The 24,104-nt window shown below is 62.9% G+C and carries 34 protein-coding genes; 1 reads left to right on the top strand and 33 read right to left on the bottom strand.

Annotated elements, in window-relative coordinates; genetic code table 11:
- The first annotated feature begins 20 nt into the window (after positions 1–20).
- A complete protein-coding gene (locus KGR00_RS19565; RefSeq protein ID WP_224418664.1) occupies positions 21–1,418 on the top strand; it encodes a PLP-dependent aminotransferase family protein in 1,398 nt (465 codons plus the stop codon).
- A 64-nt stretch (positions 1,419–1,482) separates the two neighbouring features.
- On the opposite strand, the gene rplQ is transcribed toward KGR00_RS19565, so the two are convergent.
- The 33 genes from rplQ to rpoC all read right to left on the bottom strand — a co-directional run bounded on the left by rplQ (position 1,483) and on the right by rpoC (position 24,058).
- Positions 1,483–1,869, bottom strand: a complete 387-nt coding sequence (gene rplQ / locus KGR00_RS19570; RefSeq protein ID WP_129141341.1) for a 50S ribosomal protein L17 — start codon at positions 1,867–1,869, stop codon at positions 1,483–1,485.
- A gap of 34 nt (positions 1,870–1,903) precedes the next feature.
- The gene (gene rpoA, locus KGR00_RS19575; protein ID WP_129141342.1) at positions 1,904–2,902 is read right to left on the bottom strand and encodes a DNA-directed RNA polymerase subunit alpha; all 999 of its coding nucleotides are present in this window, start codon (positions 2,900–2,902) and stop codon (positions 1,904–1,906) included.
- A gap of 85 nt (positions 2,903–2,987) precedes the next feature.
- Positions 2,988–3,608 carry a 30S ribosomal protein S4 gene (gene rpsD, locus KGR00_RS19580; protein ID WP_129141343.1) on the bottom strand — a complete coding sequence of 207 codons (621 nt, stop codon included), beginning with the start codon at positions 3,606–3,608 and terminating at the stop codon, positions 2,988–2,990.
- 12 nt (positions 3,609–3,620) lie between these two features.
- Positions 3,621–4,007, bottom strand: a complete 387-nt coding sequence (rpsK, locus tag KGR00_RS19585; RefSeq protein WP_011505752.1) for a 30S ribosomal protein S11 — start codon at positions 4,005–4,007, stop codon at positions 3,621–3,623.
- 35 nt (positions 4,008–4,042) lie between these two features.
- Positions 4,043–4,399, bottom strand: a complete 357-nt coding sequence (gene rpsM / locus KGR00_RS19590) for a 30S ribosomal protein S13 (RefSeq protein ID WP_129141344.1) — start codon at positions 4,397–4,399, stop codon at positions 4,043–4,045.
- 123 nt (positions 4,400–4,522) lie between these two features.
- Positions 4,523–4,636 (bottom strand): 50S ribosomal protein L36, encoded by a 114-nt coding sequence (rpmJ, locus tag KGR00_RS19595; protein ID WP_031384759.1) that lies wholly within the window; start codon positions 4,634–4,636, stop codon positions 4,523–4,525.
- Positions 4,637–4,667: 31 nt separating this feature from the next.
- Positions 4,668–6,002, bottom strand: a complete 1,335-nt coding sequence (secY, locus tag KGR00_RS19600) for a preprotein translocase subunit SecY (protein WP_129141345.1) — start codon at positions 6,000–6,002, stop codon at positions 4,668–4,670.
- The gene (gene rplO / locus KGR00_RS19605; RefSeq protein WP_129141346.1) at positions 6,003–6,437 is read right to left on the bottom strand and encodes a 50S ribosomal protein L15; all 435 of its coding nucleotides are present in this window, start codon (positions 6,435–6,437) and stop codon (positions 6,003–6,005) included.
- 3 nt (positions 6,438–6,440) lie between these two features.
- Positions 6,441–6,623, bottom strand: a complete 183-nt coding sequence (rpmD, locus tag KGR00_RS19610) for a 50S ribosomal protein L30 (protein WP_129141347.1) — start codon at positions 6,621–6,623, stop codon at positions 6,441–6,443.
- A 6-nt stretch (positions 6,624–6,629) separates the two neighbouring features.
- A complete protein-coding gene (rpsE, locus tag KGR00_RS19615) occupies positions 6,630–7,130 on the bottom strand; it encodes a 30S ribosomal protein S5 (protein WP_129141348.1) in 501 nt (166 codons plus the stop codon).
- Between the two features lie 11 nt (positions 7,131–7,141).
- A complete protein-coding gene (rplR, locus tag KGR00_RS19620) occupies positions 7,142–7,492 on the bottom strand; it encodes a 50S ribosomal protein L18 (RefSeq protein ID WP_129141349.1) in 351 nt (116 codons plus the stop codon).
- 9 nt (positions 7,493–7,501) lie between these two features.
- Entirely contained in the window at positions 7,502–8,032 is a 531-nt protein-coding gene (gene rplF, locus KGR00_RS19625; protein ID WP_129141350.1) for a 50S ribosomal protein L6, read from the bottom strand.
- A gap of 9 nt (positions 8,033–8,041) precedes the next feature.
- A complete protein-coding gene (gene rpsH, locus KGR00_RS19630) occupies positions 8,042–8,434 on the bottom strand; it encodes a 30S ribosomal protein S8 (RefSeq protein WP_129141351.1) in 393 nt (130 codons plus the stop codon).
- A 30-nt stretch (positions 8,435–8,464) separates the two neighbouring features.
- Positions 8,465–8,770, bottom strand: a complete 306-nt coding sequence (gene rpsN / locus KGR00_RS19635) for a 30S ribosomal protein S14 (protein WP_129141352.1) — start codon at positions 8,768–8,770, stop codon at positions 8,465–8,467.
- Between the two features lie 10 nt (positions 8,771–8,780).
- The gene (rplE, locus tag KGR00_RS19640; protein ID WP_129141353.1) at positions 8,781–9,320 is read right to left on the bottom strand and encodes a 50S ribosomal protein L5; all 540 of its coding nucleotides are present in this window, start codon (positions 9,318–9,320) and stop codon (positions 8,781–8,783) included.
- Positions 9,321–9,338: 18 nt separating this feature from the next.
- Positions 9,339–9,656 (bottom strand): 50S ribosomal protein L24, encoded by a 318-nt coding sequence (rplX, locus tag KGR00_RS19645; RefSeq protein ID WP_129141354.1) that lies wholly within the window; start codon positions 9,654–9,656, stop codon positions 9,339–9,341.
- Between the two features lie 14 nt (positions 9,657–9,670).
- Positions 9,671–10,042 carry a 50S ribosomal protein L14 gene (gene rplN / locus KGR00_RS19650; RefSeq protein WP_129141355.1) on the bottom strand — a complete coding sequence of 124 codons (372 nt, stop codon included), beginning with the start codon at positions 10,040–10,042 and terminating at the stop codon, positions 9,671–9,673.
- Between the two features lie 50 nt (positions 10,043–10,092).
- Positions 10,093–10,353: a 30S ribosomal protein S17 gene (gene rpsQ, locus KGR00_RS19655; RefSeq protein ID WP_129141375.1), complete on the bottom strand. Its 261-nt coding sequence runs from the start codon at positions 10,351–10,353 to the stop codon at positions 10,093–10,095.
- A 1-nt stretch (position 10,354) separates the two neighbouring features.
- Entirely contained in the window at positions 10,355–10,546 is a 192-nt protein-coding gene (gene rpmC / locus KGR00_RS19660) for a 50S ribosomal protein L29 (protein WP_019020535.1), read from the bottom strand.
- A complete protein-coding gene (rplP, locus tag KGR00_RS19665) occupies positions 10,546–10,959 on the bottom strand; it encodes a 50S ribosomal protein L16 (protein WP_129141356.1) in 414 nt (137 codons plus the stop codon). Before rplP ends, rpmC begins: the two co-directional genes overlap by 1 nt.
- A gap of 15 nt (positions 10,960–10,974) precedes the next feature.
- Positions 10,975–11,673, bottom strand: coding sequence for a 30S ribosomal protein S3 (gene rpsC / locus KGR00_RS19670; protein WP_129141357.1), 699 nt, complete (start codon positions 11,671–11,673; stop codon positions 10,975–10,977).
- An 11-nt stretch (positions 11,674–11,684) separates the two neighbouring features.
- On the bottom strand, positions 11,685–12,017 hold the full coding sequence (rplV, locus tag KGR00_RS19675; protein WP_129141358.1) for a 50S ribosomal protein L22: 333 nt from the start codon (positions 12,015–12,017) through the stop codon (positions 11,685–11,687).
- A gap of 18 nt (positions 12,018–12,035) precedes the next feature.
- Positions 12,036–12,311 carry a 30S ribosomal protein S19 gene (gene rpsS, locus KGR00_RS19680; protein WP_035470375.1) on the bottom strand — a complete coding sequence of 92 codons (276 nt, stop codon included), beginning with the start codon at positions 12,309–12,311 and terminating at the stop codon, positions 12,036–12,038.
- A 22-nt stretch (positions 12,312–12,333) separates the two neighbouring features.
- Positions 12,334–13,161: a 50S ribosomal protein L2 gene (gene rplB, locus KGR00_RS19685; RefSeq protein WP_129141359.1), complete on the bottom strand. Its 828-nt coding sequence runs from the start codon at positions 13,159–13,161 to the stop codon at positions 12,334–12,336.
- A 16-nt stretch (positions 13,162–13,177) separates the two neighbouring features.
- The gene (gene rplW / locus KGR00_RS19690) at positions 13,178–13,474 is read right to left on the bottom strand and encodes a 50S ribosomal protein L23 (RefSeq protein ID WP_129141360.1); all 297 of its coding nucleotides are present in this window, start codon (positions 13,472–13,474) and stop codon (positions 13,178–13,180) included.
- The gene (rplD, locus tag KGR00_RS19695) at positions 13,471–14,076 is read right to left on the bottom strand and encodes a 50S ribosomal protein L4 (RefSeq protein WP_129141361.1); all 606 of its coding nucleotides are present in this window, start codon (positions 14,074–14,076) and stop codon (positions 13,471–13,473) included. The genes rplW and rplD overlap by 4 nt, the downstream gene beginning before the upstream one ends.
- A 13-nt stretch (positions 14,077–14,089) precedes the next feature.
- Positions 14,090–14,728, bottom strand: coding sequence for a 50S ribosomal protein L3 (gene rplC / locus KGR00_RS19700; RefSeq protein ID WP_129141362.1), 639 nt, complete (start codon positions 14,726–14,728; stop codon positions 14,090–14,092).
- A gap of 146 nt (positions 14,729–14,874) precedes the next feature.
- The gene (rpsJ, locus tag KGR00_RS19705; protein ID WP_011505728.1) at positions 14,875–15,186 is read right to left on the bottom strand and encodes a 30S ribosomal protein S10; all 312 of its coding nucleotides are present in this window, start codon (positions 15,184–15,186) and stop codon (positions 14,875–14,877) included.
- A gap of 160 nt (positions 15,187–15,346) precedes the next feature.
- Positions 15,347–16,540, bottom strand: a complete 1,194-nt coding sequence (gene tuf / locus KGR00_RS19710) for an elongation factor Tu (RefSeq protein ID WP_129141363.1) — start codon at positions 16,538–16,540, stop codon at positions 15,347–15,349.
- Between the two features lie 29 nt (positions 16,541–16,569).
- Positions 16,570–18,690 carry an elongation factor G gene (gene fusA / locus KGR00_RS19715; RefSeq protein WP_129141364.1) on the bottom strand — a complete coding sequence of 707 codons (2,121 nt, stop codon included), beginning with the start codon at positions 18,688–18,690 and terminating at the stop codon, positions 16,570–16,572.
- An 18-nt stretch (positions 18,691–18,708) separates the two neighbouring features.
- Positions 18,709–19,179, bottom strand: coding sequence for a 30S ribosomal protein S7 (rpsG, locus tag KGR00_RS19720; RefSeq protein WP_129141365.1), 471 nt, complete (start codon positions 19,177–19,179; stop codon positions 18,709–18,711).
- Between the two features lie 148 nt (positions 19,180–19,327).
- On the bottom strand, positions 19,328–19,702 hold the full coding sequence (gene rpsL / locus KGR00_RS19725; protein ID WP_026300677.1) for a 30S ribosomal protein S12: 375 nt from the start codon (positions 19,700–19,702) through the stop codon (positions 19,328–19,330).
- Between the two features lie 138 nt (positions 19,703–19,840).
- On the bottom strand, positions 19,841–24,058 hold the full coding sequence (gene rpoC, locus KGR00_RS19730; RefSeq protein ID WP_129141366.1) for a DNA-directed RNA polymerase subunit beta': 4,218 nt from the start codon (positions 24,056–24,058) through the stop codon (positions 19,841–19,843).
- Positions 24,059–24,104: the final 46 nt, after the last annotated feature.

Raw genomic sequence — 24,104 nt, forward strand, 5'->3', positions numbered from 1 at the left:
CGTCCCTTGCTGGAGCCCTCATGCCCCATGACGCCGACCTCCCTGTTTCCCGTCCCCAGACGACCTGCGTCGTCGAGCACCTGCGCACGGGATTCATAGAGAACGGCGCAGGCGCGGGGAGCCGACTGCCGTCCATTCGCCGGCTAACCCGCGAACTCGCTGTCGGCCGCAATACGGTCATCGAAGCCTATGAACACCTCGTCGCGGAAGGCCTGGTTCATTCCAGACCGGGCGCCGGTTTTTTCGTGGCGGAGCGGGCTCGATCCGGGCAGGAAGATACCATCCCCGTGTCCTTGGCCGACGTCACCAGCGAAAACTGGCGCCTCTTCGAACAGGACGATACGCGCCTCAAGCTGGGCTGCGGCTGGCTGCCGGATGACTGGCGGGAAATCGACGACCTCGCCCATGCCATTCGTTCGGTGACACGACAAAGCAGGGCCGGCGTTTTCGACTATAGCCCGCCGCTGGGCACGCCGGCACTGCGGACCTTGATCCAGCAACGCCTTCGTCGGCTCGGTATCGAGACGCACGCCAACCAGATCCTGCTGACCGGCGGCGGCAGCCACGCACTCGACCTGCTGGTGAGGCTGTTGATCCGCCCCGGGGACACCGTCCTGGTCGAATCCCCGGGCTACTACAACTTGCTCGGCCTATTGCGCCTGCAGCGCGCCAACATCATCGCCGTCCCCCGCCGCGCCGACGGTCCCGATATCGAACGCCTCGAGGCCTTGCTGCTCGAGCACCGTCCGAGTCTGATGTTCATCAATAGCGTCTTTCAGAACCCGACCGGCACCAGCCTCTCGGCGCCGATCGCCCATCGCCTTCTGCGGCTCGCCGAACGACACGACGTCCGGATCATCGAGGATGACATCTATGCCGACTTTCAACACACGCCGTCGGTGCGCTTGTCCGAGCTGGACGGCCTCGACCGGGTGATCTATGTCGGCAGCTTTTCCAAGAGTCTGTCCTGCTCGTTGCGGGTGGGGTTCATCTCGGGCCAGCCGGAACTGATCCGCCGCCTCGTCGACGTGAAAATGCTGACCAGCATCTCCGCGCCTCACTTTGCCGAGCAGGTCCTGGCCACCATGCTTCAGAACGGCAGCTATCGACGCATGATGGAACGCCTCAGGGTTCGTCTGGCCAGGCAGATGTCAGCCACACTGGCGCTGCTACGCAAGGCCGGGTGGCAGATCTTCGATGCTCCCGCCGGCGGCCTGTTCGTCTGGACGCGCCACCCCGACATCGAATCCTCTCAGCGTCTGGTCGCCCATGCCGCCACACGCGGCATCGCCTTGTCACCAGGACGGGTCTTCTTGCCCGAGGCACGGGACACACCCTGGCTACGCATCAACGTCGCCTACGCCACCGATGCTCGCGCGCGACGCTTCCTGGCCGACCCCGCCAACGACCGTGCATGAAAAAACCGGCTCCTCTAGGGGAGAAGCCGGTTGTGCGTAGCCAGGACAGATGCGCGGGAGGGGTTTACTCCTCGCCGGCAGCTTCCTCGACGGCCGGACGGTCGATCAGCTCGACGTAGGCCATCGGCGCGTTGTCGCCGGCGCGGTAACCGCACTTCAGGACGCGCACGTAACCGCCGGGGCGGTTGGCGAAACGCGGGCCGAGCTCGTTGAAGAGCTTGCCGACCGCTTCCTTGGAGCGGGTCCGGCTGAAGGCCAGACGACGGTTGGCGACGCTGTCCTGCTTGGCCAGGGTGATCAGCGGCTCGATGTGACGACGCAGCTCCTTGGCCTTGGGCAGGGTTGTCTTGATGACTTCGTGCTCGACCAGCGAGACGCACATGTTCTTGAACATGGCCTGGCGGTGCGAGCTCGTACGATTGAGGTGACGACCACTCTTACGATGACGCATGGTTATGTTCCTTAACTGGGACTCGAGTCGACGCTCACGCGGAGGCCTTGTCGTCCTTCAGGCTAGCCGGCGGCCAGTTCTCCAGCCGCATGCCCAGGGACAGGCCGCGCGCTGCCAGGACGTCCTTGATCTCGTTCAAGGACTTCTTGCCGAGGTTCGGGGTCTTCAACAGCTCCACCTCGGTGCGCTGAATCAGGTCACCGATGTAGTAGATGTTCTCGGCCTTGAGGCAGTTGGCGCTGCGGACGGTCAACTCGAGATCGTCTACGGGGCGCAGCAGGATGGGATCGATGTGATCCTCTTCCTCCTCGACTTCCTGTTCCTTGTCGGCTTCCAGGTCGACGAACGCGCCCAGCTGCTCCTGCAGGATGGTCGCGCTGCGACGGATCGCCTCTTCCGGATCCAGGGTGCCGTCGGTTTCCAGGTCGATGACCAGCTTGTCCAGGTCGGTCCGCTGTTCGACACGCGCCGCTTCGACGGCGTAGGAAACGCGACGCACGGGGCTGAAGGTCGCATCCAGCTGCAGGCGACCGATGGCCCGGGTTTCGTCATCCGCACTGACACGGGTATCCGCGGGCTCATAGCCACGACCACGAGCGACCTTGAGCTGCATCTGGAGCTCGGCGCCCTCGTTGACGTGGGCAATCACGTGCTCGGGATTGACGATCTCGACGTCGTGGTCGGCGGCGATGTCACCGGCAGTCACGATGCACGGGCCCTGCTTGTTCAGCGAGAGCACGGCCTCGTCGCGACTGTGCATCTTGATGGCCACGTCCTTGAGGTTGAGAAGGATCTCGATGACATCCTCCTGAACCCCTTCGATCGCGCTGTATTCGTGGTCAACACCGGCGATTTCCGCCTCTACCACGGCGCAACCGGGCATGGAAGACAGCAGGATGCGACGCAGAGCATTCCCCAGGGTGTGACCGAAGCCGCGCTCGAACGGCTCGAGCACGATCTTCGCGTGGTGCGCGTTGATCTCTTCGACCTTGATATCGCGAGGACGGAGAAACTCTGTCACTGAACGCTGCATATGAACACCTTTCAGGCTGCCAAACGGATACTCGGTACTCGACACCAGGCCTGCGGCGCAGGCCTGACATCACGCGGGGCGACGTTTACTTCGAGTACAGCTCGACGATCAGGTTTTCGTTGATGTCGGCAGACAGGTCGCCGCGTTCCGGGACAGCCTTGAAAGTGCCTTCCATCTTCTTCGAGTCGACATCGACCCAGGCGACGTCGCCACGCTGGCCGGCCAGTTGCAGGGCGCTCTGGATGCGCACCTGATTCTTGGCCTTCTCGCGGACGGAGACGACGTCACCGGGACGGACCTGATAGGACGCCACGTTGACGGTCTTGCCGTTGACGGCGATCGCCTTGTGGCTCACCAGCTGACGCGCTTCGGCACGCGTCGAGCCGAAGCCCATGCGGTAGACGACGTTGTCCAGTCGGGATTCGAGCAACTGCAGCAGCAACTCACCGGTCGCGCCCTTCAGGCGGGCCGCTTCCTTGTAGTAGTTGCGGAACTGGTTCTCGAGCACGCCGTAGATACGACGTACTTTCTGCTTCTCGCGAAGCTGCAAGCCGTAGTCGGAAAGACGCTGACGGCGCTGGCCGTGCACACCCGGGATCTGCTCGGATTTGCACTTCTTCTCGAAGGGAGTGACACCGCTCTTGAGGAAGAGGTCGGTACCTTCACGACGAGACAGTTTGCACTTCGGTCCAATATAACGAGCCATGAGTCTGTCTCCTTAAACGCGGCGTTTCTTCGGCGGACGGCAGCCGTTGTGGGGAACGGGCGTCGCGTCGGTGATGCTCTGCACGCGGAAACCGGCGGCATTCAGTGCACGCACGGCGGACTCACGGCCCGGACCGGGGCCTTTGACCAGCACGTCGACGTTTTTCACACCATACTCGGCTGCAGCAGTCGCTGCACGTTCACTCGCCACTTGAGCTGCGAACGGGGTGCTCTTGCGAGAACCACGAAAACCCGAACCACCGGCAGTCGCCCAGGAAAGAGCGTTGCCCTGGCGGTCTGTGATCGTCACGATCGTGTTGTTAAAAGAGGCATGGATGTGGGCAACCGCATCCACTACCTGCTTTTTCACCTTTTTACGGTTACTACGCGGGTTAGCCATGTTGATGTCTATTCCTGTCTAAACGCCAGAACGTGTTATTTGCGGATCGGCTTGCGCGGGCCCTTGCGGGTACGCGCATTGGTCTTGGTGCGCTGGCCGCGCAGCGGAAGACCACGACGATGGCGCAGACCACGATAGCAACCCAGGTCCATGAGACGCTTGATGTTCAGCGTCGTATCACGGCGAAGGTCGCCTTCAACGGTATACTTGCCGACTTCTGTGCGCAGGGCATCCACCTGTTCGGCGGACAGCTCCTGCACCTTGGTCGTCGGCTCGATGCCGACCGCGACACAGATGTCCTGTGCGCGAGTGCGGCCAATCCCGAAGATATAGGTCAGCGAGATCGCCGCATGCTTGTTGTCCGGGATATTGACGCCTGCAATACGGGCCATCAGCTTACTCCGAAATTTGAGCGGCTTGCTCGATTGGTATCTACAAAGGGCGCAACAGCTTACACCTTTGTCCCTCTCGGGACAAGGGTGTAAGCCGGCGCCCGCTTTCGATCAGCGCAGGGCTCAGCCCTGGCGCTGCTTGTGCCGCGGCTCGGTGCAGATGACGCGGACCGCGCCATTGCGCCGAATGATCTTGCAGTTGCGGCACATTTTCTTGACGGAAGCTCGAACTTTCATCGTTCTCTCCATTACGCAGCGGACCCGCGCCTCAGCGCATCAGGCCGCCACTTCCGTAGCCTTTCAGGTTGGACTTCTTCATCACCGACTCGTACTGATGCGACATCAGGTGCGACTGGACCTGGGCCATGAAGTCCATGATCACCACCACCACGATCAGCAGCGAGGTACCGCCGAAGAAGAACGGAACGTTCCAGGCGATGATCAGGAACTGCGGCATCAGGGAGACGGCGGTGATGTAGAGGGCGCCGAACAACGTCAGGCGTGTCATCACCTTGTCGACGTAGCGAGCGGTCTGCTCGCCGGGGCGGATACCCGGCAGGAACGCACCTGACTTCTTGAGGTTGTCGGCCACGTCCTTGGGATTGAAGACCAGCGCCGTGTAAAAGAAGCAGAAGAATACCACTGCAGCGGCGAAAAGCAAGATGTACAGCGGCTGCCCCGGGCCCAGCGACTGCGAGATCACCTGCAGCCACTCGAAGCCGTCGGCGGAACCCAGCCACTGGCCGATCGAGGCCGGAAACAGCAGGATGCTCGAGGCGAAGATCGCCGGAATGACCCCGGCCATGTTGACCTTGAGCGGCAGATAGCTGCTCTGCCCCGCATACATCTTGTTGCCCACCTGGCGGCGCGGATAGTTCACCGTGATGCGGCGCTGGCCGCGTTCGATGAACACCACGAAGGCCACGGTGGCGATCGCCAGCAGCGACAGGGCCAGCAGCGGCAGCACGTTCCACGCGCCATCGTTGCGCGCCAGCTCGAAGGACTGGCCGATCGCGCTCGGCAGCCCGGCGACGATGCCGGCGAAGATGATCAGCGAGATGCCGTTGCCGATCCCCTTTTCGGTGATCTGCTCGCCCAGCCACATCAGGAACACCGCACCGGCGACGAACGAGACGATCGCCGTGAAGTAAAAGCTGAGGTCGCCGGTATACGTCACGCCCTGCCCGACCAGACCGACTGCCATGCCGGTCGCCTGGATCAAGGCCAGCAACACCGTGCCGTAGCGGGTGTACTGGCTGATCTTGCGCCGGCCGGCCTCACCTTCCTTCTTCAGCTGCTCCAGCTGGGGCGAGACCGCCGTCAGAAGCTGCATGATGATCGACGCGGAGATGTAGGGCATGATGCCCAGCGCGAAGATGCTCATGCGCTGCAGCGCACCGCCCGAGAACATGTTGAACATGCCCAGGATGGTGCCCTGGTTTTCCCTGAACAAGGCAGCGAGCTGGTCAGGATCGATACCGGGAACGGGGATGTGGGCACCGATGCGGTACACCACGATGGCGATGAACACGAAGCGCAACCGCGCCCAGAGTTCACTCAAGCCGCTACCACCCATCGCCGGCATGTTTCCTGACTTAGCCATTTAGTCCTCGACCTTGCCGCCGGCGGCTTCGATCGCGGCCCGGGCACCCTGGGTGACCTTGAGACCGCGGACGGTGACCGCCTTGTTCAGTTCGCCGGAGAGGATCACCTTCGCGTAACGCGTGGCATCCTTGAGCACGTTGGCCTTCTTCAGCGTGTCCAGATCGGCGACGTCACCCTCGACCTTGGCCAGTTCGGCGAGGCGAACTTCCTCGGACTGAAGCGACTTGGCGGACGTGAAGCCGAACTTGGGCAGACGACGCTGCAACGGCATCTGACCGCCCTCGAAACCGGGCTTGACGCCGCCGCCGTTACGAGACTTCTGGCCCTTGTGGCCGCGGCCGCCGGTCTTGCCCAGACCGGAGCCGATGCCGCGGCCGACACGCTTCTCGGCGTGCTTGGAACCCGGAGCCGGGCTCAGGCTATTGAGTTTCATGGATTACTCTCCCTCAACACGCACAAGGTAGTTAACCTTGTTGACCATACCGCGTACGGCAGGGGTGTCTTCCAACTCGACGGTGTGTCCGATCCGGCGCAGGCCAAGACCGCGCATGGTGGCCTTGTGCTTTTCCAGGACGCCGATGGTGCTGCGGACCTGTGTAACCTTGATCTTCGCTGCCATGGTGCCTTACCCCGCGATCTCTTCGACGGACAGGCCGCGCTTGGCGGCGATGTCGTCCGGTGATTGCATGGAGGACAGACCATTGATGGTCGCGCGCACCACGTTGACCGGGTTGGTGGAACCGTAGCACTTGGCCAGAACGTCGTGGACGCCGGCCAGCTCGAGCACGGAACGCATGGCACCGCCGGCGATGATGCCGGTACCTTCGGAGGCCGGCTGCATGAACACCTTGGAGGCGCCATGACGGGCCTTCACCGGGTACTGCAGCGTGCTGCCACGCAGGCTGACCTTGACCATGTTGCGACGAGCCTGGTCCATCGCCTTCTGGATCGCGACCGGCACCTCGCGGGCCTTGCCGCGGCCGAAGCCGACACGGCCGTTGCCGTCACCGACGACGGTCAGCGCGGTGAAACCGAAGATGCGGCCGCCCTTGACCACCTTGGCGACACGATTGACCTGCACCAGCTTTTCCTGCAGGTCGCCGCCTTTCTGTTCGATATTCGCCATCGTAAAACCCTTTAGAATTCCAGACCGCCTTCACGTGCGGCATCGGCCAGGGCCTTGACGCGGCCGTGGTACTTGAACCCGGCACGATCGAAGGCAACCTGGGTGATACCCGCTTCCTTGGCGCGCGCGGCAATCAGCTCGCCCACCTTGGCGGCGGCGGCGGCGTTGCCGGTGCTCTCCTCGCGCAGGCTCTTGTCGAGCGTGGACGCGCTGGCCAGGACCTGGCCGCCGTCCGGCGAGATGATCTGCGCGTAGATGTGGCGCGGAGTACGGTTGACGCACAGGCGATACACGCCCAGCTCGCGGATCTTGGCGCGAGCGCGGCGGGCACGACGGAGACGAGATTCTTTCTTCGCGTTCATAACCCTGCCTTACTTCTTCTTGGCTTCTTTGCGGCGGACTTGTTCGTCGCCGTACCGGATACCCTTGCCCTTGTAGGGCTCGGGCGGACGGAAGGCGCGAATTTCCGCGGCAACCTGGCCGAGCTGCTGCTTGCTCGCGCTCTTCAGCACGATGGTGGTGTTCTTGGGCGTTTCCGCCGTGACACCCTCGGGCAGCGTGTATTCGACCGGGTGGGAGAAGCCGAGTGTCAGGTTCAGCGTCTTGCCACTTGCCTGGGCACGGTAGCCGACGCCATTGATCTCGAGGGACTTGGTGAAGCCCTCGGTAACACCGGTGACCATGTTCTGGACCAGTGCACGAGTGGTACCGGCCATCGCCCAGCTCTTGGCGGACTCGCTCGGCGCGAAGGTCAGCTGACCCTCTTCCTGGCCGATCACCACGTCAGGGTGAACGGTCGTGCTCAGCGCGCCCTGGCTGCCCTTGACGGACAGCTGGTCGCCGTCGAACTTGACCTCGACGCCGCTCGGCAGTTTAACCGGATATTTGGCTATGCGGGACATTCGTCACTCCTAGAATACGGTGCAGATGACTTCACCGCCGATGCCGGCTTGACGCGCGGCACGGTCGGTCATCACGCCCCGGGAGGTGGAGACGATAGCGACCCCCAGGCCATCCGCGACTTTCGGCAGCTCGTCCTTGCCCTTGTAGATCCGCAGGGACGGCTTGGAAACGCGCTGGATGTGCTCGATGACCGGCTTGCCCTCGAAGTACTTGAGGGTCACCGCCAGCTCCGGCTTGGCGCCTTCGGCCACGGCGAAGTCGTTGATGTAACCCTCTTCCTTCAATACGCGGGCCACCTCGACCTTGAGCTTGGAAGACGGCATGGAGACCGCTTCCTTGGTGGCCATCTGCGCATTGCGGATACGGGTGAACATATCCGCCAGCGTATCTTGCATGCTCATTACGTTGCGCTCCTGATTCTCGACGTGACGTTACCAGCTGGACTTCTTGAGTCCGGGCACATCGCCACGCATGGCGGCTTCACGCAGCTTGTTGCGACCCAAGCCGAACTTGTTGTAGAAGCCGTGCGGACGACCGGTCACGCGGCAGCGGTTACGCTGACGGACCGGACTGGAGTCGCGCGGCAACGACTGCAGCTTGAGCTGGGCGTCGAAGCGCTCTTCGTCAGAAGCGTTGACGTCGTAGATGACAGCCTTGAGCTCGGCACGCTTGGCGGCGTATTTGTCGACCAGCTTCGCGCGCTTCTGCTCACGCTCAATCATGCTTTTCTTTGCCATGATCCCACCCTTATTTCTTGAACGGGAAGTTCAGCGCGCTCAGCAGCGCACGGCCTTCTTCATCGCTGTTGGCAGTGGTGGTGATGGTGACATCGAGACCACGAATCCGGTCGATCTTATCATATTCGATCTCCGGGAAGATGATCTGCTCACGCACACCCATCGAGTAGTTGCCACGCCCGTCGAACGACTTGGGGTTCAGGCCCCGGAAGTCGCGAACACGGGGAATCGCGATGTTAACCAGGCGATCCAGGAAGTCCCACATGCGCTCGCGGCGCAGGGTGACCTTGATCCCGATCGGCCAGCCTTCACGGACCTTGAAGCCCGCGATGGACTTGCGTGCCTTGGTGATCACCGGCTTCTGACCGGAGAGCTTCTCCAGGTCGCCGACGGCGTTGTCGATCAGCTTCTTGTCGCTGGTCGCGTCGCCGATACCCATGTTCAGGGTAACCTTGGTGATCCGCGGCACCTGCATCACGTTGGCGTAGCTGAACTGCTCTCGGAGTTGAGCCACCACCTCGTTCTGATAACGTTCTTTCAAGTTCGCCATTTTGCTATCCGACTCGCGTTAGGCGTCGATCTGCTTCTGCGTCGACTTGTAGATACGTACCTTGGTACCGTCTTCCTGGATCTGGAAGCCGACGCGATCCGCTTTGCCGGTCTCCGAATTGAAGATGGCCACGTTGGACGCGTGAATCGGAGCCTCGCGCTCGACGATACCCCCCTGGTTGCCCAGCATGGGGTTGGGCTTGGTGTGACGCTTGATCATGTTCACACCCGAGACCACGTAGCGGCCGTCCTTGAGGACGCGCTTGATCGTGCCCCGCTTGCCCTTGTCCTTGCCGGCGATGACGATCACTTCATCGTCACGTTTGATCTTTTGCATATCCGCCTCGCTCCTTACAGCACTTCAGGCGCCAAGGAAATGATCTTCATGAACTTCTCGGTACGGAGTTCACGAGTGACCGGCCCGAAAATACGGGTGCCGACCGGCTGTTCGTTGGTGTTGTTCAACAGAACCGCCGCATTTCCATCGAAGCGGATCAGCGAACCGTCGGAACGACGGACGCCACTACGGGTGCGGACCACGACCGCCTTCATGACCTGGCCTTTCTTGACCTTGCCACGCGGAATCGCTTCCTTCACCGTTACCTTGATGATGTCACCAACGCGGGCGTAGCGACGGTGAGAACCGCCCAACACCTTGATGCACTGCACCCGGCGCGCCCCGCTGTTGTCGGCGACATCCAGCATTGTCTGAGTCTGAATCATCGGTTTTCTCCAAACCTAATCTGACTGCACTGGTTTCAGGCGCGAGCCGTTCAGCCCTTGGCCTGCTCGACGACCTCGACCAGGGTCCAGGACTTGCGCTTCGACAGCGGACGGCACTCCTCGATGGAGACCGTATCGCCCAGCTTCGCCTGGTTCGCCTCGTCATGGGCGTGCAGCTTGGTGGAGCGCTTCATGTACTTGCCGTAGATCGGATGGCGCACACGGCGCTCGATCACCACGACAATCGACTTGTCCATCTTGTCGCTCACCACCTTGCCGGTGAGCGTACGGGCTTTCTTCTCTTCGGCCATCTCAGTCACCTGCCTTCTCGTTGAGCACCGTCTTCACGCGGGCGATATCCCGACGTACCTGCTTGAGCAGATGGGTCTGGCTCAACTGGCCGGTGGCCTTCTGCATGCGCAGGTTGAACTGCTCACGGAGGAGTTCGAAAAGCTGCTCCTGCAGCGCTTCGACCGATTTCTCACGAATTTCCTGGGCTTTCATCACATCACCGTCCGTTTCACAAAGGTGGTCGAGACCGGGAATTTCTGGGCGGCCAGCGCAAAGGCTTCACGCGCCAGCTCTTCCGGAACCCCTTCGATCTCATAGAGCACCTTGCCGGGCTGGATCTGCGCGACCCAGTACTCGACGGAGCCCTTGCCCTTACCCATACGGACTTCCAGCGGCTTGTTGGTCACCGGCTTGTCCGGGAAGACACGGATCCAGATCTTGCCGCCACGCTTGACGTGACGAGTGATGGCACGACGACCGGCCTCGATCTGACGAGCGGTGACGCGACCCCGGCCGGTGGCCTTGAGGCCATACTCGCCGAAGCTCACCTTGCTGCCGCGATGCGCCAGGCCACGGTTGCGGCCCTTCTGCTGCTTGCGGAACTTCGTACGCTTGGGTTGTAACATCGATTACATCTCCCCTTACTTGGAACCTTTCTTCTTGGGTGCGGCCTGCGCCTGCTGCTTCTGCTTGGCGCGCACCTCTTCGATGCCCCCGAGGATTTCACCCTTGAAGATCCACACCTTGACGCCGATGACGCCGTAGGTGGTGTGCGCTTCGTAGGTGGCGTAATCGATGTCCGCACGCAGGGTGTGCAGCGGCACACGGCCTTCGCGATACCATTCGGTACGGGCGATCTCGGCACCGCCGAGGCGACCGGACAACTGGATCTTGATGCCGCCGGCACCCAGGCGCATGGCGTTCTGCACGGCACGCTTCATGGCGCGACGGAACATCACGCGACGCTCGAGCTGGCCGCAGACGTTCTGCGCGACGAGCTGGGCATCGAGTTCCGGCTTGCGGACTTCTTCGATGTTGACGTGCACCGGCACGCCCATCATCTCGGAGACCTCGCGACGCAGACGATCGACGTCCTCGCCCTTCTTGCCGATCACGATGCCCGGACGGGCGGTGTGAATGGTGATACGGGCGTTGTTCGCCGGACGCTCGATGGTGATGCGGCTCACGGAGGCGTTCTTGAGACGCTGCTCCAGGAAGCTGCGAACGGCGAGGTCGTTGTTCAGCTTGTCGGCATAGGCACCGCGCTCGGCGTACCAGACAGAGGTGTGATCCTTGACGATACCCAGCCGAATGCCTGTCGGATTTACTTTCTGACCCATCTGGTCGACTCCTACTTCTCGGCTACCTTGACGGTGATGTGGCAGGTGCGCTTCAAGATACGATCCGCACGGCCCTTGGCGCGCGGCTGGATGCGCTTGAGCGTCATGCCCTCATCGACACAGATGGTCGAGACACGCAGCTCGTCGATGTCCATGCCGTTGTTTTCTTCCGCGTTCGCGATGGCGGACTGCAGCACCTTCTTGACCAGCTTGGCGGCCTTCTTCGGCGAGAAGGCCAGCAGGTCGAGTGCTTCGGCGACCGGCTTACCGCGCACCTGGTCAGCCACCAAACGGGCCTTCTGGGCGGATAAGCTAGCGCCACGCAGCTTTGCTGTGACTTCCATCTCTAATCCTCTCTCGGCTTACCGTTTGGCTTTCTTGTCCGCCGCGTGGCCGCGATAGGTGCGGGTAGCAGCGAACTCGCCCAGCTTGTGGCCGACCATTTCCTCGGAGACGTGCACCGGGACATGCTGGCGACCGTTGTGGACCGCGATGGTGAGCCCGACCATGTTGGGCAGGATCATCGAACGACGCGACCAGGTCTTGATCGGTTTGCGGTCGTTCTTTTCCGCGGCGACTTCGACCTTCTTCAACAGATGAAGGTCGATAAAGGGACCTTTCTTCAGTGAACGTGGCACAGCCGTTACCTCTTAATGTCTGTTACTTGGCCTTGCGGCGACGAACGATCAGCTTGTCGGTGCGCTTGTTCTTGCGGGTCTTGTGGCCCTTGGTGGGGATACCCCACGGAGACACCGGATGACGACCGCCACTGGTGCGGCCTTCACCGCCGCCGTGAGGGTGGTCCACCGGGTTCATGGCCACGCCGCGAACGGTCGGGCGCACACCGCGCCAGCGTTTGGCACCGGCCTTGCCGAGTTGACGCAGGCTGTGCTCGGAGTTGCTCACCTCGCCCAGGGTCGCGCGGCATTCCGCCAGCACCTTGCGCATCTCGCCGGAGCGCAGACGCAGGGTGGCGTAGTTGCCTTCGCGGGCCACCAGCTGAGCGCTGGCACCGGCGCTACGCGCGATCTGGGCGCCCTTGCCGGGCTTGAGCTCGATGCAATGGACGGTGGAACCCAGCGGAATGTTGCGCAGCGGCAGCGCGTTGCCGCGCTTGATCGGTGCGTTGACACCGGATTCCAGCTGGTCGCCGGCACTCACGCCCTTGGGCGCGATGATGTAGCGACGCTCGCCGTCCAGGTACTTCAGCAGCGCGATGTGGGCGCTGCGATTGGGATCGTACTCCAGGCGCTCGACGGTGGCGGGAACGCCATCCTTGGTGCGCTTGAAGTCGATCAGGCGATAGTGATGCCGATGGCCGCCGCCCACGTGACGCGTGGTGATGCGGCCATGATTGTTACGCCCGCCGGACTTCGAGTTCTTCTCGAGCAGCGGCGCGTAGGGCCGGCCCTTGTAGAGCGCTTCGCCGACGATCTTGACGACGTGGCGACGACCGGCGGATGTGGGTTTCGTCTTGACTACTGCCATGATCCGTACTCCTGCCTTACTCGGCGCCAGAGAAGTCTTCGAGGGTCTCGCCCGCGGCCAGCGTGACGTAGGCCTTGCGGTAGCCCTTGCGCAGGCCCGTGCCATGCAGGGTGCGCTTGGTCTTGCCCTTCACGTTGAGGACCTGGACGCTATCGACCTTCTTGCCGAACAGCGTCTGCACGGCCGCCTTGATCTCCGGCTTGGTCGCGTCACTGGCCACCTTGAACACGTACTGGTTGTTCTCGGCGGCGAAAGCGGCCTTCTCGGTCACGTGCGGTCCGAGCAGAACCTTGAATAGGCGTTCCTGGTTCATGCCAGCTTCTCCTCGAATTTGCGCAGAGCGGAGACGGTGACCAGCACCTTGTCGAAGGCGACCAGGCTCACCGGATCGGCAGCGGGGACGTCGACGACATCCACGTTGGGGATGTTGCGCGCGGCCAGGTAGAGCTTCTCGTCGACCTCGTCGGTGACGATCAGCGCCTTCTCGAGGCCCAGCTCACCGAGCTTGGCGACCAGCTGCTTGGTCTTGGGCGTCTCGACGGCGAACTCCTCGACCACCACCAGACGCTCCTGGCGGATCAGCTCGGAGAGGATCGAACGCATCGCCGCACGGTACATCTTGCGGTTGACTTTCTGCGTGTAGTCCTGGGGACGCGCGGCGAAGGTCACGCCACCGCTACGCCACAGCGGCGAACGGATGGTACCGGCGCGGGCGCGACCGGTGCCCTTCTGGCGCCACGGCTTCTTGCCGCCGCCACGCACGTCGGAACGGTTCTTCTGGGCGCGGGTACCCTGGCGACCGGCCGCGAGATAGGCGGTGACGACCTGGTGGACCAGCGCTTCGTTGAACTCTTTGCCAAAGGTAGCGTCGGCGACTTCGACGGTGCCGCCAGCACCTGCAAGATTCAGATTCATCGGTCTTTACCCCTCAGCGAGCTTTCACGGCACGGCGAACGATCACATCGCTGCCCGGCGCGCCGGGAACGGCACCCTTGATCAGCAGCAGATTGCGTTCGGCATCGACGCGGACGATTTCCAGGCTCTGCACGGTGACGCGCTCGTTGCCCAGCTGACCGGCCATTTTCTTGCCCTTGAAGACACGCCCCGGGGTCTGACACTGACCGATGGAGCCGGGTGCCCGGTGGGACAGGGAGTTGCCGTGGCTGTTGTCCTGGGTGCGGAAGTTCCAGCGCTTAACGGCGCCCTGGTAACCCTTACCCTTGGAGGTGCCGGTCACGTCGACCTTCTGACCAGCTTCGAAGAGGGATACGGAAAGTTCGCCGCCCACTTCCGGAGCCTCGTCGCCTTCGTTGAGGCGGAACTCCATCAGTTTGCGACCGGCCTCGATACCCGCCTTGGCGTACTGACCGGCAGTCGCCTTGGTGAGATGCTTGGCCTTGCGGGAGCCGGTTGTCACCTGAACCGCGCTGTAGCCGTCGCTTTCGACGCTCTTGACGCGAGTCACGCGGTTGGGCTCAACCTCGATCACGGTTACGGGCACGGAAGTGCCGTCTTCGACAAAGATGCGGGTCATGCCGCTTTTCTTGCCGACCAAACCGATAGTCATGCTTAGTCTCCTTTAGTGTACGGGGCTATCACCCGCTATGGCTGCCCTTTCCAGAGCATTCCACTAGCACGTTGTATGACGCCATCCCGGCGTGGCGGCTGCTGCTGGCGTCGGCCAGCGCGGTGCCGCGAGTGTCTAGTGTGGTATCAGTCGAGCTTGATCTGAACGTCCACGCCGGCGGCGAGGTCGAGCTTCATCAGCGCATCGACGGTCTTTTCCGTCGGCTCGACGATGTCGAGCACGCGCTTGTGAGTGCGAATCTCGTACTGGTCGCGCGCGTCCTTGTTGACGTGCGGCGAGATCAGCACTGTATAGCGCTCACGATTGGTCGGCAGAGGGATCGGCCCACGCACCTGTGCACCGGTCCGCTTCGCGGTATCCACGATTTCCTGAGCGGACTGGTCGATCAGGCGGTGATCGAACGCCTTCAGCCGAATGCGAATCTTCTGGTTCTGCATTAGCCCTAAACTCCAATGGATGTCGACGGCGCTCGCCGCCTACCCACGCATTTAAAGGATGCGCATTATAGGCATGCAGACGCCCAGAGTCAAACGGGCGCCGACATGCGCAGAAAGGGGGCCCCTTGCAGGGCCCCCTTCGATCATCAGAAAGTCGCGCTTACTGAATGATCTTGGCGACGACGCCGGCGCCGACGGTACGACCGCCTTCGCGAACCGCGAAGCGCAGGCCGTCTTCCATGGCGATCGGCGCGATCAGGGTGACGGTCATCTGGACGTTGTCGCCCGGCATGACCATCTCGACGCCTTCCGGCAGCTCACAGGTGCCGGTCACGTCGGTGGTACGGAAGTAGAACTGCGGACGGTAGCCCTTGAAGAACGGGGTGTGACGACCGCCTTCTTCCTTGGACAGCACGTAGACTTCCGCTTCGAACACGGTGTGCGGCGTGATGGTGCCCGGCTTGGCCAGGACCTGGCCACGCTCGACGTCGTCACGCTTGGTACCGCGCAGCAGGGCACCGATGTTCTCGCCGGCACGACCTTCGTCGAGCAGCTTGCGGAACATCTCGACACCGGTAACGGTGGTCTTGGTGGTGTCCTTGAGACCGACGATCTCGACTTCGTCGCCGGTCTTGACGATGCCGCGCTCGACGCGACCGGTAACCACGGTGCCGCGACCGGAGATCGAGAACACGTCCTCGATCGGCATCAGGAACGGCTGGTCGATGGCGCGCTCCGGCTCCGGAATGTACTCGTCCAGGGCCTTGATCAGGTTGGCAACGGCGGTGGTACCCATGCCGTTGTCATCCTTGCCTTCCAGCGCCATCAGCGCGGAGCCGATGATGATCGGGGTGTCGTCACCCGGGAAGTCGTACTCGTTGAGGAGTTCGCGAACTTCCATTTCGACCAGCTCGAGCAGCTCTTCGTCGTCGACCATGTCGGCCTTGTTCAGGAACACGACGATGTACGGCACGCCGACCTGACGCGACAGCAGGATGTGCTCGCGAGTCTGCGGCATGGGGCCGTCGGCCGCGCTGCAGACCAGGATGGCGCCGTCCATCTGGGCAGCACCGGTGATCATGTTCTTGACGTAGTCGGCGTGCCCCGGGCAGTCGACGTGCGCGTAGTGGCGCGTTTCGGACTGGTACTCGACGTGAGCGGTGGCGATGGTGATACCGCGCTCACGCTCTTCCGGAGCGTTGTCGATGGTATCGAAGGCACGCCAGTCACCACCGAAGACCTCGGCGGAAACACGTGTCAGAGCCGCCGTCAGCGTGGTCTTGCCGTGGTCGACGTGACCGATGGTGCCGACGTTGATGTGCGGTTTGGAGCGTTCAAATTTTTCCTTAGCCACTGCTATAACCTCTTTACGTTAGCTAACGGTTAACCGTTCTGGTTGATGACGGCTTCAACGACGCTGGAGGGCGCCTCTTCGTAATCCGCAAACTCCATGGTGTAGCTTGCGCGGCCCTGGGTCTGAGAACGCAGATCGGTCGCGTAACCGAACATCTCAGCCAACGGAACCGTGGCGCGAATGATCTTACCGGAAGAAGAGTCATCCATGCCCTGTACAAGGCCACGGCGGCGGTTAAGGTCACCCATGACATCACCCATGAACTCCTCGGGGGTCACGACCTCGACCTTCATCACCGGCTCGAGCAGCACGGCCTTAGCCTTGCGAGCACCTTCCTTGATCGCCATCGAGGAGGCGATCTTGAACGCGGTCTCGTTAGAGTCCACGTCGTGGTAGGAACCGTCGAACAGCGTGACCTTGACGTCAATCATCGGATAGCCCGCGATGACGCCGTTCTGGAGCTGCTCGTAGGCCCCTTTCTCGACGGCCGGCACGTACTCCTTGGGTACGACACCGCCAACGATCTCGGACGCGAACTTGAAGTGCAGGTCTTCGTCCTCGCCCTTGTCTTCGGCCGTCAGCGGCTCGATGCGCAGGTGTACGTGACCGTACTGACCGCGACCGCCCGACTGACGAACGAACTTGCCTTCCTGCTCGACCGAACTGCGAATGGTCTCGCGATAGGCAACCTGCGGCTTGCCGATGTTGGCCTCGACCTTGAACTCGCGACGCATGCGGTCGACGATGATGTCGAGGTGCAGCTCGCCCATGCCGGAGATGATCGTCTGCCCGGTTTCCTCGTCGGTCTTGACGCGGAACGACGGGTCTTCCTGGGCCAGCTTGCCCAGGGCGACGCCCATCTTCTCCTGGTCGGCCTTGGACTTCGGCTCGACGGCAACCGAGATCACCGGATCCGGGAACTCCATGCGCTCGAGGACGATCTTGTCGTTCAAGTCACACAGGGTATCACCGGTGGTGACATCCTTGAGGCCGATGCACGCGGCGATGTCGCCGGCATAGACTTCCTTGATCTCCTCGCGGGAGTTGGAGTGCATCTGGACGATACGACCGACGCGCTCCTTCTTCTGCTTGACGGAGTTGAAGACGCTGTCGCCTGACTTCAGCACGCCGGAATAGACGCGAATGAAGGTCAGGGTGCCGACGAACGGGTCGGTGGCGATCTTGAACGCCAGCGCCGCGAACGGCGCATTGTCGTCCGCCTCGCGCGTGGCGATGGTGCCGTCCTTGTCGTCCAGCTCACCCTCGATGGCCTTGACCTCGGTGGGTGACGGCATGTACTCGATGACGCCGTCGAGCACCGCCTGCACGCCCTTGTTCTTGAACGCGGAGCCGCAGGTGACCAGGACGATCTCGTTGTCGAGAGTACGACGACGCAGGCCGGCCTTGATGTCGGCCTCGGACAGCTCACCCTCCTCGAGGTACTTGTCCATCAGCTCTTCGGAAGCCTCGGCGGCCGCCTCGACCATCTCCTCGCGGTACTTCTCGGCAGTTTCCTGGAGCTCGGCCGGAATATCGACGAGCTCGTAGTTCATGCCGAAGTTGTCCTCGTCCCAGAGGATGGCCTTCATCTGAATCAGGTCGACGACGCCCTTGAAGCCGTCTTCCGCGCCCCAGTTGATCTGGATCGGCACGGTGTTGGCGCCCAGCCGGCTCTTGAGCTGGTCGACGACCATGAAGAAGTCGGCGCCGGCGCGGTCCATCTTGTTGACGAACACCATGCGCGGCACTTCGTACTTGTTGGCCTGACGCCAGACGGTCTCGGTCTGCGGCTGTACACCGGAGCTGCCGCACAGCACGACCACGGCGCCGTCGAGGACGCGCAGCGAACGCTCGACCTCGATGGTGAAGTCGACGTGCCCCGGGGTATCGATGATGTTGATACGGTGCTCGTCGAACTGCTTGTTCATGCCCTGCCAGAAGCAGGTGGTCGCGGCGGAGGTGATGGTGATACCACGCTCCTGCTCCTGCTCCATCCAGTCCATGGTGGCAGCGCCCTCATGGACCTCGCCGACCTTGTGCGAAAGGCCGGTGTAGAACAGGACACGCTCGGTGGTGGTGGTCTTCCCGGCGTCGACGTGGGCCACGATACCGATATTGCGGTAACGCTTGAGCGGAGTCTTGCGTGCCACGGTGGAAACCCCCGTTAATTAGAAGCGGTAATGAGAGAAGGCCTTGTTGGCTTCTGCCATGCGATGCACGTCTTCACGCTTCTTCACGGCAGCGCCCTTGCCTTCGGCGGCGTCCAGCATTTCGCCGGCAAGACGCTGCACCATGGTCTTTTCGCCACGGTTACGGGCAGCATCGACCAGCCAGCGCATGGCCAGCGCCTGACGACGCGAGGGGCGAACCTCGACGGGCACCTGATAGGTCGCGCCGCCGACACGGCGGGACTTGACCTCGACCATCGGCTGGATCGCTTCCAGCGCCTTGTCGAAGACTTCCAGCGGTGCTTCCTGGGCACGCTCGGCAACCCTGTCCAGCGCACCGTAGACGATGCGCTCAGCTACGGACTTCTTGCCGCTGATCATCAGATGGTTCATGAACTTGGCCAGGCGTTCACTTCCGAACTTCGGATCCGGCAGGATCTCGCGCTTGGCCGCAACTCTTCTTCTAGGCATGATAAGCCCTCAATTGAAGGGTCCTTCAGGTAAACCCGAGACTCCCGGCACGGCACGAAAGTCCGCACGCGGCGCTCGACCTTACTCTTATCTGACCGTTGTTACGTATCGATAAAGGTTATGCGAGTGTCTCGCGAGCCCCGTGGCCTCAGGCCTTGGGACGCTTGGTGCCGTACTTGGAACGGCCCTGCTTGCGGTTCTGCACGCCGGAAGTGTCCAGGGCCCCGCGCACGGTGTGATAACGCACACCCGGCAAGTCCTTGACACGGCCGCCGCGAATCAGGACCACGGAGTGTTCCTGAAGGTTGTGGCCTTCACCGCCGATATAGGAAGTGACCTCGTAGCCGTTGGTCAGGCGCACGCGGCAGACCTTACGCAGGGCCGAGTTCGGCTTCTTCGGGGTGGTGGTGTAGACGCGGGTGCAGACCCCGCGGCGCTGCGGGCAGGCCTGCAGCGCCGGCACGTCGCTCTTGGCGACCGGGCGCTTGCGCGGCTTGCGCACGAGCTGGTTGATCGTTGCCATAGTCTGTAGCTGTCTCCAGTGATTGCCTCGTCTCAACAGCGGGCACGGGCGCACCCACCCCACTGTTAAAGGCTGGGCATTCTAAAGTCTCATACCGAGTGACGTCAAGACCGGCGCCCCGCGGGGCGCCGGCCATGCTTACAGGTCGTCGTCATCGGCATCCAGCGCGGTGAGCTGGGCGCCCAGTTCCTGCTCGACCTCGAAGGCCGACGGGTGCAGGGTACGCTCGGCTTCCTCGCGCTTGCGGCGACGCTCGGCGTGATGCGTCAGGCCGGTACCGGCCGGGATCAGACGACCCACCACGACGTTCTCCTTCAGGCCGCGCAGGTAGTCGCGCTTGCCGGTCACCGCGGCTTCGGTCAGCACGCGGGTGGTCTCCTGGAAGGAGGCCGCGGAGATGAACGATTCGGTGGCCAGCGAGGCCTTGGTGATACCCAGCAGCACGCGGCCGAACTTGGCGGGGAACTTGTCCTCGCCGGCCAGCCGCGCGTTCTCCTCCAGCACCCGCACCAGCTCGACCTGATCGCCGGGGATGAAGTCGGCATCGCCGGCGTCGGTGATCTCCACCTTGCGCAGCATCTGACGCACGATCACCTCGATGTGCTTGTCGTTGATGCCCACGCCCTGGAGGCGATAGACCTCCTGGATCTCGGCGGTGATGTACTTGGCCAGCTCCGCCACGCCGAGCAGCCGCAGGATGTCGTGCGGGTTGCTCGGGCCGTCGGAGATCACTTCGCCCTTCTCGACGGTCTCGCCCTCGAAGACGCTGATCTGACGCCATTTCGGGATCAGCATCTCGAACGGATCGCCGGATTCCGGGGTAATCGTCAGGCGACGCTTGCCCTTGGTCTCCTTGCCGAAGCTGACCACGCCGCTGATCTCGGCGAGGATCGAGGGTTCCTTGGGCTTGCGGGCCTCGAACAGGTCGGCGACGCGCGGCAGACCCCCGGTGATGTCCTTGTTGCCGGACGCTTCCACCGGGATACGCGCGATCACTTCACCCACCCCGATCTGCGCGCCGTTCTCGGCGGAGACCACCGCCTTGCCGGGCAGCAGGTACTGCACGGGCGTGTTGGAGCCCGGCAGGGTGACGTACTCGCCCGCCTCGTCGGTGAGCATGATCATCGGGCGCTTGTCGCGACCCGCCGCCGGGCGCGAGGCCGACTCGATCACCTCGATCGACGACAGACCGGTCATCTCGTCCACGCTGCGGTGGATGGTGATGCCCTCGTCCATGTCGATGTACTGGGCCTTGCCCTGCACCTCGGCGACGACCGGGTGAGTGTGCGGGTCCCACTTGGCGACCACCTGACCGCCTTCGACCGCGTCGCCGTCCTTGACCGACAGCTCGGCGCCGTAGGGCAGCTTGTAGTACTCGCGCTCGCGGCCGTGCTCGTCGGCCACCGCCAGGGCACTGGAGCGGGAGACCACCACCAGCTTGCCGTCGGCACGCTCGACGTGCTTGATGTTGTGCAGGCGCACCTTGCCGCCGTGCTTGACCTGCACGCTGTCCACCGCCGAGGCCCGCGAGGCGGCACCGCCGATGTGGAAGGTGCGCATGGTCAGCTGGGTACCCGGCTCGCCGATCGACTGGGCGGCGATGACGCCCACCGCTTCGCCGATGTTGACCTGATGCCCGCGGGCCAGGTCGCGGCCGTAACAGGCCGAGCACACACCGTGCGGGGTCTCGCAGGAGATGGTCGAGCGCACCACGATCTCGTCGACGCCCATGGTGTCGAGATCCTCGCACCAGGCTTCGTCGAGCAGCGTGCCGCGCGGAATCAGCACCTCCTCGGTGGACGGATCGATGACGTCCTGGGCGACCACGCGGCCGAGCACGCGCTGGGCCAGCGAGACGATGATGTCGCCGCCCTCGATCACCGGATGCAGCGTCAGGCCTTCCTCGGTGCCGCAATCGGTCTCGGTAACCACCAGGTCCTGGGCCACGTCGACCAGGCGACGGGTCAGGTAACCGGAGTTGGCGGTCTTGAGTGCCGTGTCCGCCAGACCCTTGCGCGCGCCGTGGGTCGAGATGAAGTACTGGAGGACGTTCAGGCCTTCACGGAAGTTGGCGACGATCGGCGTCTCGATGATCGAGCCATCCGGCTTGGCCATCAGGCCGCGCATGCCGGCGAGCTGACGGATCTGCGCGGCGCTACCACGGGCGCCCGAGTCGGCCATGATGAACACGCTGTTGAACGAGTCCTGCTCGACCTGGTTGCCGTCGCGATCGGTGACGGTCTCCTTCGAGATACCCGCCATCATCGCCTTGGCCACCTTGTCGTTGGCCTTGGACCAGATGTCGATGACCTTGTTGTACTTCTCGCCGGCAGTGACGAGACCCGAGGAGAACTGATCCTCGATCTCCTTCACCTCGTCCTCGGCACCGTCGACGATTTCCTTCTTCTCGTCGGGAATGACGAAGTCGTTGACGCCGATCGAGGCGCCGGACCAGGTCGCCAGACGGAAGCCGGTGTACATCAGCTGGTCGGCGAAGATCACCGCTTCCTTGAGGCCCGCGCTGCGATAGACCTCGTTGATCAGCCGGGAAATCGCCTTCTTCTTCATCGGCTGGTCGACCAGCTCGAACGGCGCCCCCTTGGGCAGGATGCGGAACAGCATCGCCCGGCCCACGGTGGTGTCGTACAGCGCGGTCTTCGGGGTCAGCTCGCCGCTTTCCTCGTCGCGCTGGTACTCGGTCATGCGCACCTTGACGCGGGCATGCAGCGACACGCTCTGGGTGCCGAAGGCACGGTCGACCTCGTTGAGGTTGGCGAACACCATGCCCTCGCCCTTGGCGCCGATACGTTCGCGGGTCATGTAGTAGAGACCCAGCACCACGTCCTGGGACGGCACGATGATCGGCTCGCCGTTGGCCGGCGACAGCACGTTGTTGGTGGCCATCATCAGCGCCCGCGCCTCGAGCTGGGCTTCCAGCGTCAGCGGCACGTGGACCGCCATCTGGTCACCGTCGAAGTCGGCGTTGTAGGCGGCACACACCAGCGGGTGCAGCTGGATCGCCTTGCCCTCGATCAGCAGCGGCTCGAAGGCCTGGATGCCCAGGCGGTGCAGGGTCGGCGCGCGGTTGAGCAGCACCGGGTGCTCGCGGATGACGTCGGCGAGGATGTCCCACACCTCGGGCAGCTCGCGCTCGACCATCTTCTTGGCGGCCTTGATCGTGGACGCCTGGCCGCTGGACTGCAGCTTGGAGTAGATGAACGGCTTGAACAGCTCCAGCGCCATCTTCTTGGGCAGACCGCACTGGTGCAGGCGCAGGGTCGGGCCCACGGTGATCACCGAACGGCCGGAGTAGTCGACACGCTTGCCCAGCAGGTTCTGACGGAAACGCCCCTGCTTGCCCTTGATCATGTCGGCCAGGGATTTCAGCGGACGCTTGTTGGAACCGGTGATGGCCCGGCCGCGGCGACCGTTGTCGAGCAGCGCATCGACCGACTCCTGCAGCATGCGCTTCTCGTTGCGCACGATGATGTCGGGCGCGTTGAGGTCGAGCAGCCGCTTGAGGCGGTTGTTGCGGTTGATCACGCGACGGTAGAGGTCGTTGAGATCCGAGGTCGCGAAGCGGCCGCCGTCCAGCGGCACCAGCGGACGCAGGTCCGGCGGCAGCACCGGCAGCACTTCCATGACCATCCACGCCGGGGCGTTGCCGGACTTGTGGAAGGCCTCGAGCAGCTTGAGGCGCTTGGAGAGCTTCTTGATCTTGGTCTCGGAGTTGGTCTGCGGGATCTCCTCGCGCAGACGCTCGACCTCCTCCTCGAGATCGATGTCCTTGAGCAGCGCCTGGACCGCCTCGGCGCCCATGCGCGCGTCGAAGTCGTCGCCGAACTCTTCCAGCGCCTCGAAGTACTGCTCGTCGTTGAGCAGCTGGCCACGCTCGAGGGTGGTCATGCCCGGATCGATGACCACGAAGCTCTCGAAGTAGAGCACGCGCTCGATATCGCGCAGGGTCATGTCCAGGAACATGCCGATGCGCGACGGCAGCGACTTGAGGAACCAGATGTGCGCGACCGGCGAGGCCAGCTCGATGTGGCCCATGCGCTCGCGGCGCACCACCGCCTTGGTCACCTCGACGCCGCACTTCTCGCAGATGATGCCGCGATGCTTCATGCGCTTGTACTTGCCGCACAGGCACTCGTAGTCCTTCACCGGACCGAAGATCTTGGCGCAGAACAGGCCGTCACGCTCGGGCTTGAACGTCCGGTAGTTGATGGTCTCCGGCTTCTTGACTTCGCCGTAAGACCAGGAGCGAATCATGTCCGGCGAGGCCAGCGAGATCTTGATCGCATCGAACTCGTCGGACTGTGACTGCGATTTGAGGACTTTCACCAAATCTTTCATGGGGTCGCTCCGTTGCGGAGTTGTCATGAGCGGGGCCCGGATCTAG

It is taken from the genome of Modicisalibacter sp. MOD 31.J, assembly GCF_020147985.1.
Taxonomy (GTDB): domain Bacteria; phylum Pseudomonadota; class Gammaproteobacteria; order Pseudomonadales; family Halomonadaceae; genus Modicisalibacter; species Modicisalibacter coralii.

Excerpts from the sequence above, each read along its gene's own strand:
- rpsH (WP_129141351.1), bottom strand. The coding sequence starts at position 8,434 with ATGAGCATGCAAGATACGCTGGCGGATATGTTCACCCGTATCCGCAAT.
- KGR00_RS19565 (WP_224418664.1), top strand. The coding sequence starts at position 21 with ATGCCCCATGACGCCGACCTCCCTGTTTCCCGTCCCCAGACGACCTGC.
- rplR (WP_129141349.1), bottom strand. The coding sequence starts at position 7,492 with ATGAACGCGAAGAAAGAATCTCGTCTCCGTCGTGCCCGCCGCGCTCGC.
- rplX (WP_129141354.1), bottom strand. The coding sequence starts at position 9,656 with ATGCAAAAGATCAAACGTGACGATGAAGTGATCGTCATCGCCGGCAAG.
- rplF (WP_129141350.1), bottom strand. The coding sequence starts at position 8,032 with ATGTCCCGCATAGCCAAATATCCGGTTAAACTGCCGAGCGGCGTCGAG.
- rpsQ (WP_129141375.1), bottom strand. The coding sequence starts at position 10,353 with ATGGCCGAAGAGAAGAAAGCCCGTACGCTCACCGGCAAGGTGGTGAGC.
- rpmC (WP_019020535.1), bottom strand. The coding sequence starts at position 10,546 with ATGAAAGCCCAGGAAATTCGTGAGAAATCGGTCGAAGCGCTGCAGGAG.
- rpoC (WP_129141366.1), bottom strand. The coding sequence starts at position 24,058 with ATGAAAGATTTGGTGAAAGTCCTCAAATCGCAGTCACAGTCCGACGAG.
- rpsN (WP_129141352.1), bottom strand. The coding sequence starts at position 8,770 with ATGGCAAAGAAAAGCATGATTGAGCGTGAGCAGAAGCGCGCGAAGCTG.
- rplC (WP_129141362.1), bottom strand. The coding sequence starts at position 14,728 with ATGACTATCGGTTTGGTCGGCAAGAAAAGCGGCATGACCCGCATCTTT.
- rplN (WP_129141355.1), bottom strand. The coding sequence starts at position 10,042 with ATGATTCAGACTCAGACAATGCTGGATGTCGCCGACAACAGCGGGGCG.
- rpmJ (WP_031384759.1), bottom strand. The coding sequence starts at position 4,636 with ATGAAAGTTCGAGCTTCCGTCAAGAAAATGTGCCGCAACTGCAAGATC.
- rpmD (WP_129141347.1), bottom strand. The coding sequence starts at position 6,623 with ATGGCAGCGAAGATCAAGGTTACACAGGTCCGCAGCACCATCGGCGTC.
- rpsM (WP_129141344.1), bottom strand. The coding sequence starts at position 4,399 with ATGGCCCGTATTGCAGGCGTCAATATCCCGGACAACAAGCATGCGGCG.
- rpsK (WP_011505752.1), bottom strand. The coding sequence starts at position 4,007 with ATGGCTAACCCGCGTAGTAACCGTAAAAAGGTGAAAAAGCAGGTAGTG.
- rplQ (WP_129141341.1), bottom strand. The coding sequence starts at position 1,869 with ATGCGTCATCGTAAGAGTGGTCGTCACCTCAATCGTACGAGCTCGCAC.
- rpsE (WP_129141348.1), bottom strand. The coding sequence starts at position 7,130 with ATGGCGAATATCGAACAGAAAGGCGGCGACCTGCAGGAAAAGCTGGTG.
- rplO (WP_129141346.1), bottom strand. The coding sequence starts at position 6,437 with ATGAAACTCAATAGCCTGAGCCCGGCTCCGGGTTCCAAGCACGCCGAG.
- rplW (WP_129141360.1), bottom strand. The coding sequence starts at position 13,474 with ATGAACCAGGAACGCCTATTCAAGGTTCTGCTCGGACCGCACGTGACC.
- rpsG (WP_129141365.1), bottom strand. The coding sequence starts at position 19,179 with ATGCCTAGAAGAAGAGTTGCGGCCAAGCGCGAGATCCTGCCGGATCCG.
- rplP (WP_129141356.1), bottom strand. The coding sequence starts at position 10,959 with ATGTTACAACCCAAGCGTACGAAGTTCCGCAAGCAGCAGAAGGGCCGC.
- rpsL (WP_026300677.1), bottom strand. The coding sequence starts at position 19,702 with ATGGCAACGATCAACCAGCTCGTGCGCAAGCCGCGCAAGCGCCCGGTC.
- rplB (WP_129141359.1), bottom strand. The coding sequence starts at position 13,161 with ATGGCAGTAGTCAAGACGAAACCCACATCCGCCGGTCGTCGCCACGTC.
- secY (WP_129141345.1), bottom strand. The coding sequence starts at position 6,002 with ATGGCTAAGTCAGGAAACATGCCGGCGATGGGTGGTAGCGGCTTGAGT.
- rpsC (WP_129141357.1), bottom strand. The coding sequence starts at position 11,673 with ATGGGTCAGAAAGTAAATCCGACAGGCATTCGGCTGGGTATCGTCAAG.
- rpoA (WP_129141342.1), bottom strand. The coding sequence starts at position 2,902 with ATGCAGCGTTCAGTGACAGAGTTTCTCCGTCCTCGCGATATCAAGGTC.
- rplV (WP_129141358.1), bottom strand. The coding sequence starts at position 12,017 with ATGGAAGTCACAGCAAAGCTGCGTGGCGCTAGCTTATCCGCCCAGAAG.
- rplD (WP_129141361.1), bottom strand. The coding sequence starts at position 14,076 with ATGAATCTGAATCTTGCAGGTGCTGGCGGCACCGTCGAAGTCGCCGAC.
- rpsD (WP_129141343.1), bottom strand. The coding sequence starts at position 3,608 with ATGGCTCGTTATATTGGACCGAAGTGCAAACTGTCTCGTCGTGAAGGT.
- rpsJ (WP_011505728.1), bottom strand. The coding sequence starts at position 15,186 with ATGCAGAACCAGAAGATTCGCATTCGGCTGAAGGCGTTCGATCACCGC.
- rplE (WP_129141353.1), bottom strand. The coding sequence starts at position 9,320 with ATGGCGAACTTGAAAGAACGTTATCAGAACGAGGTGGTGGCTCAACTC.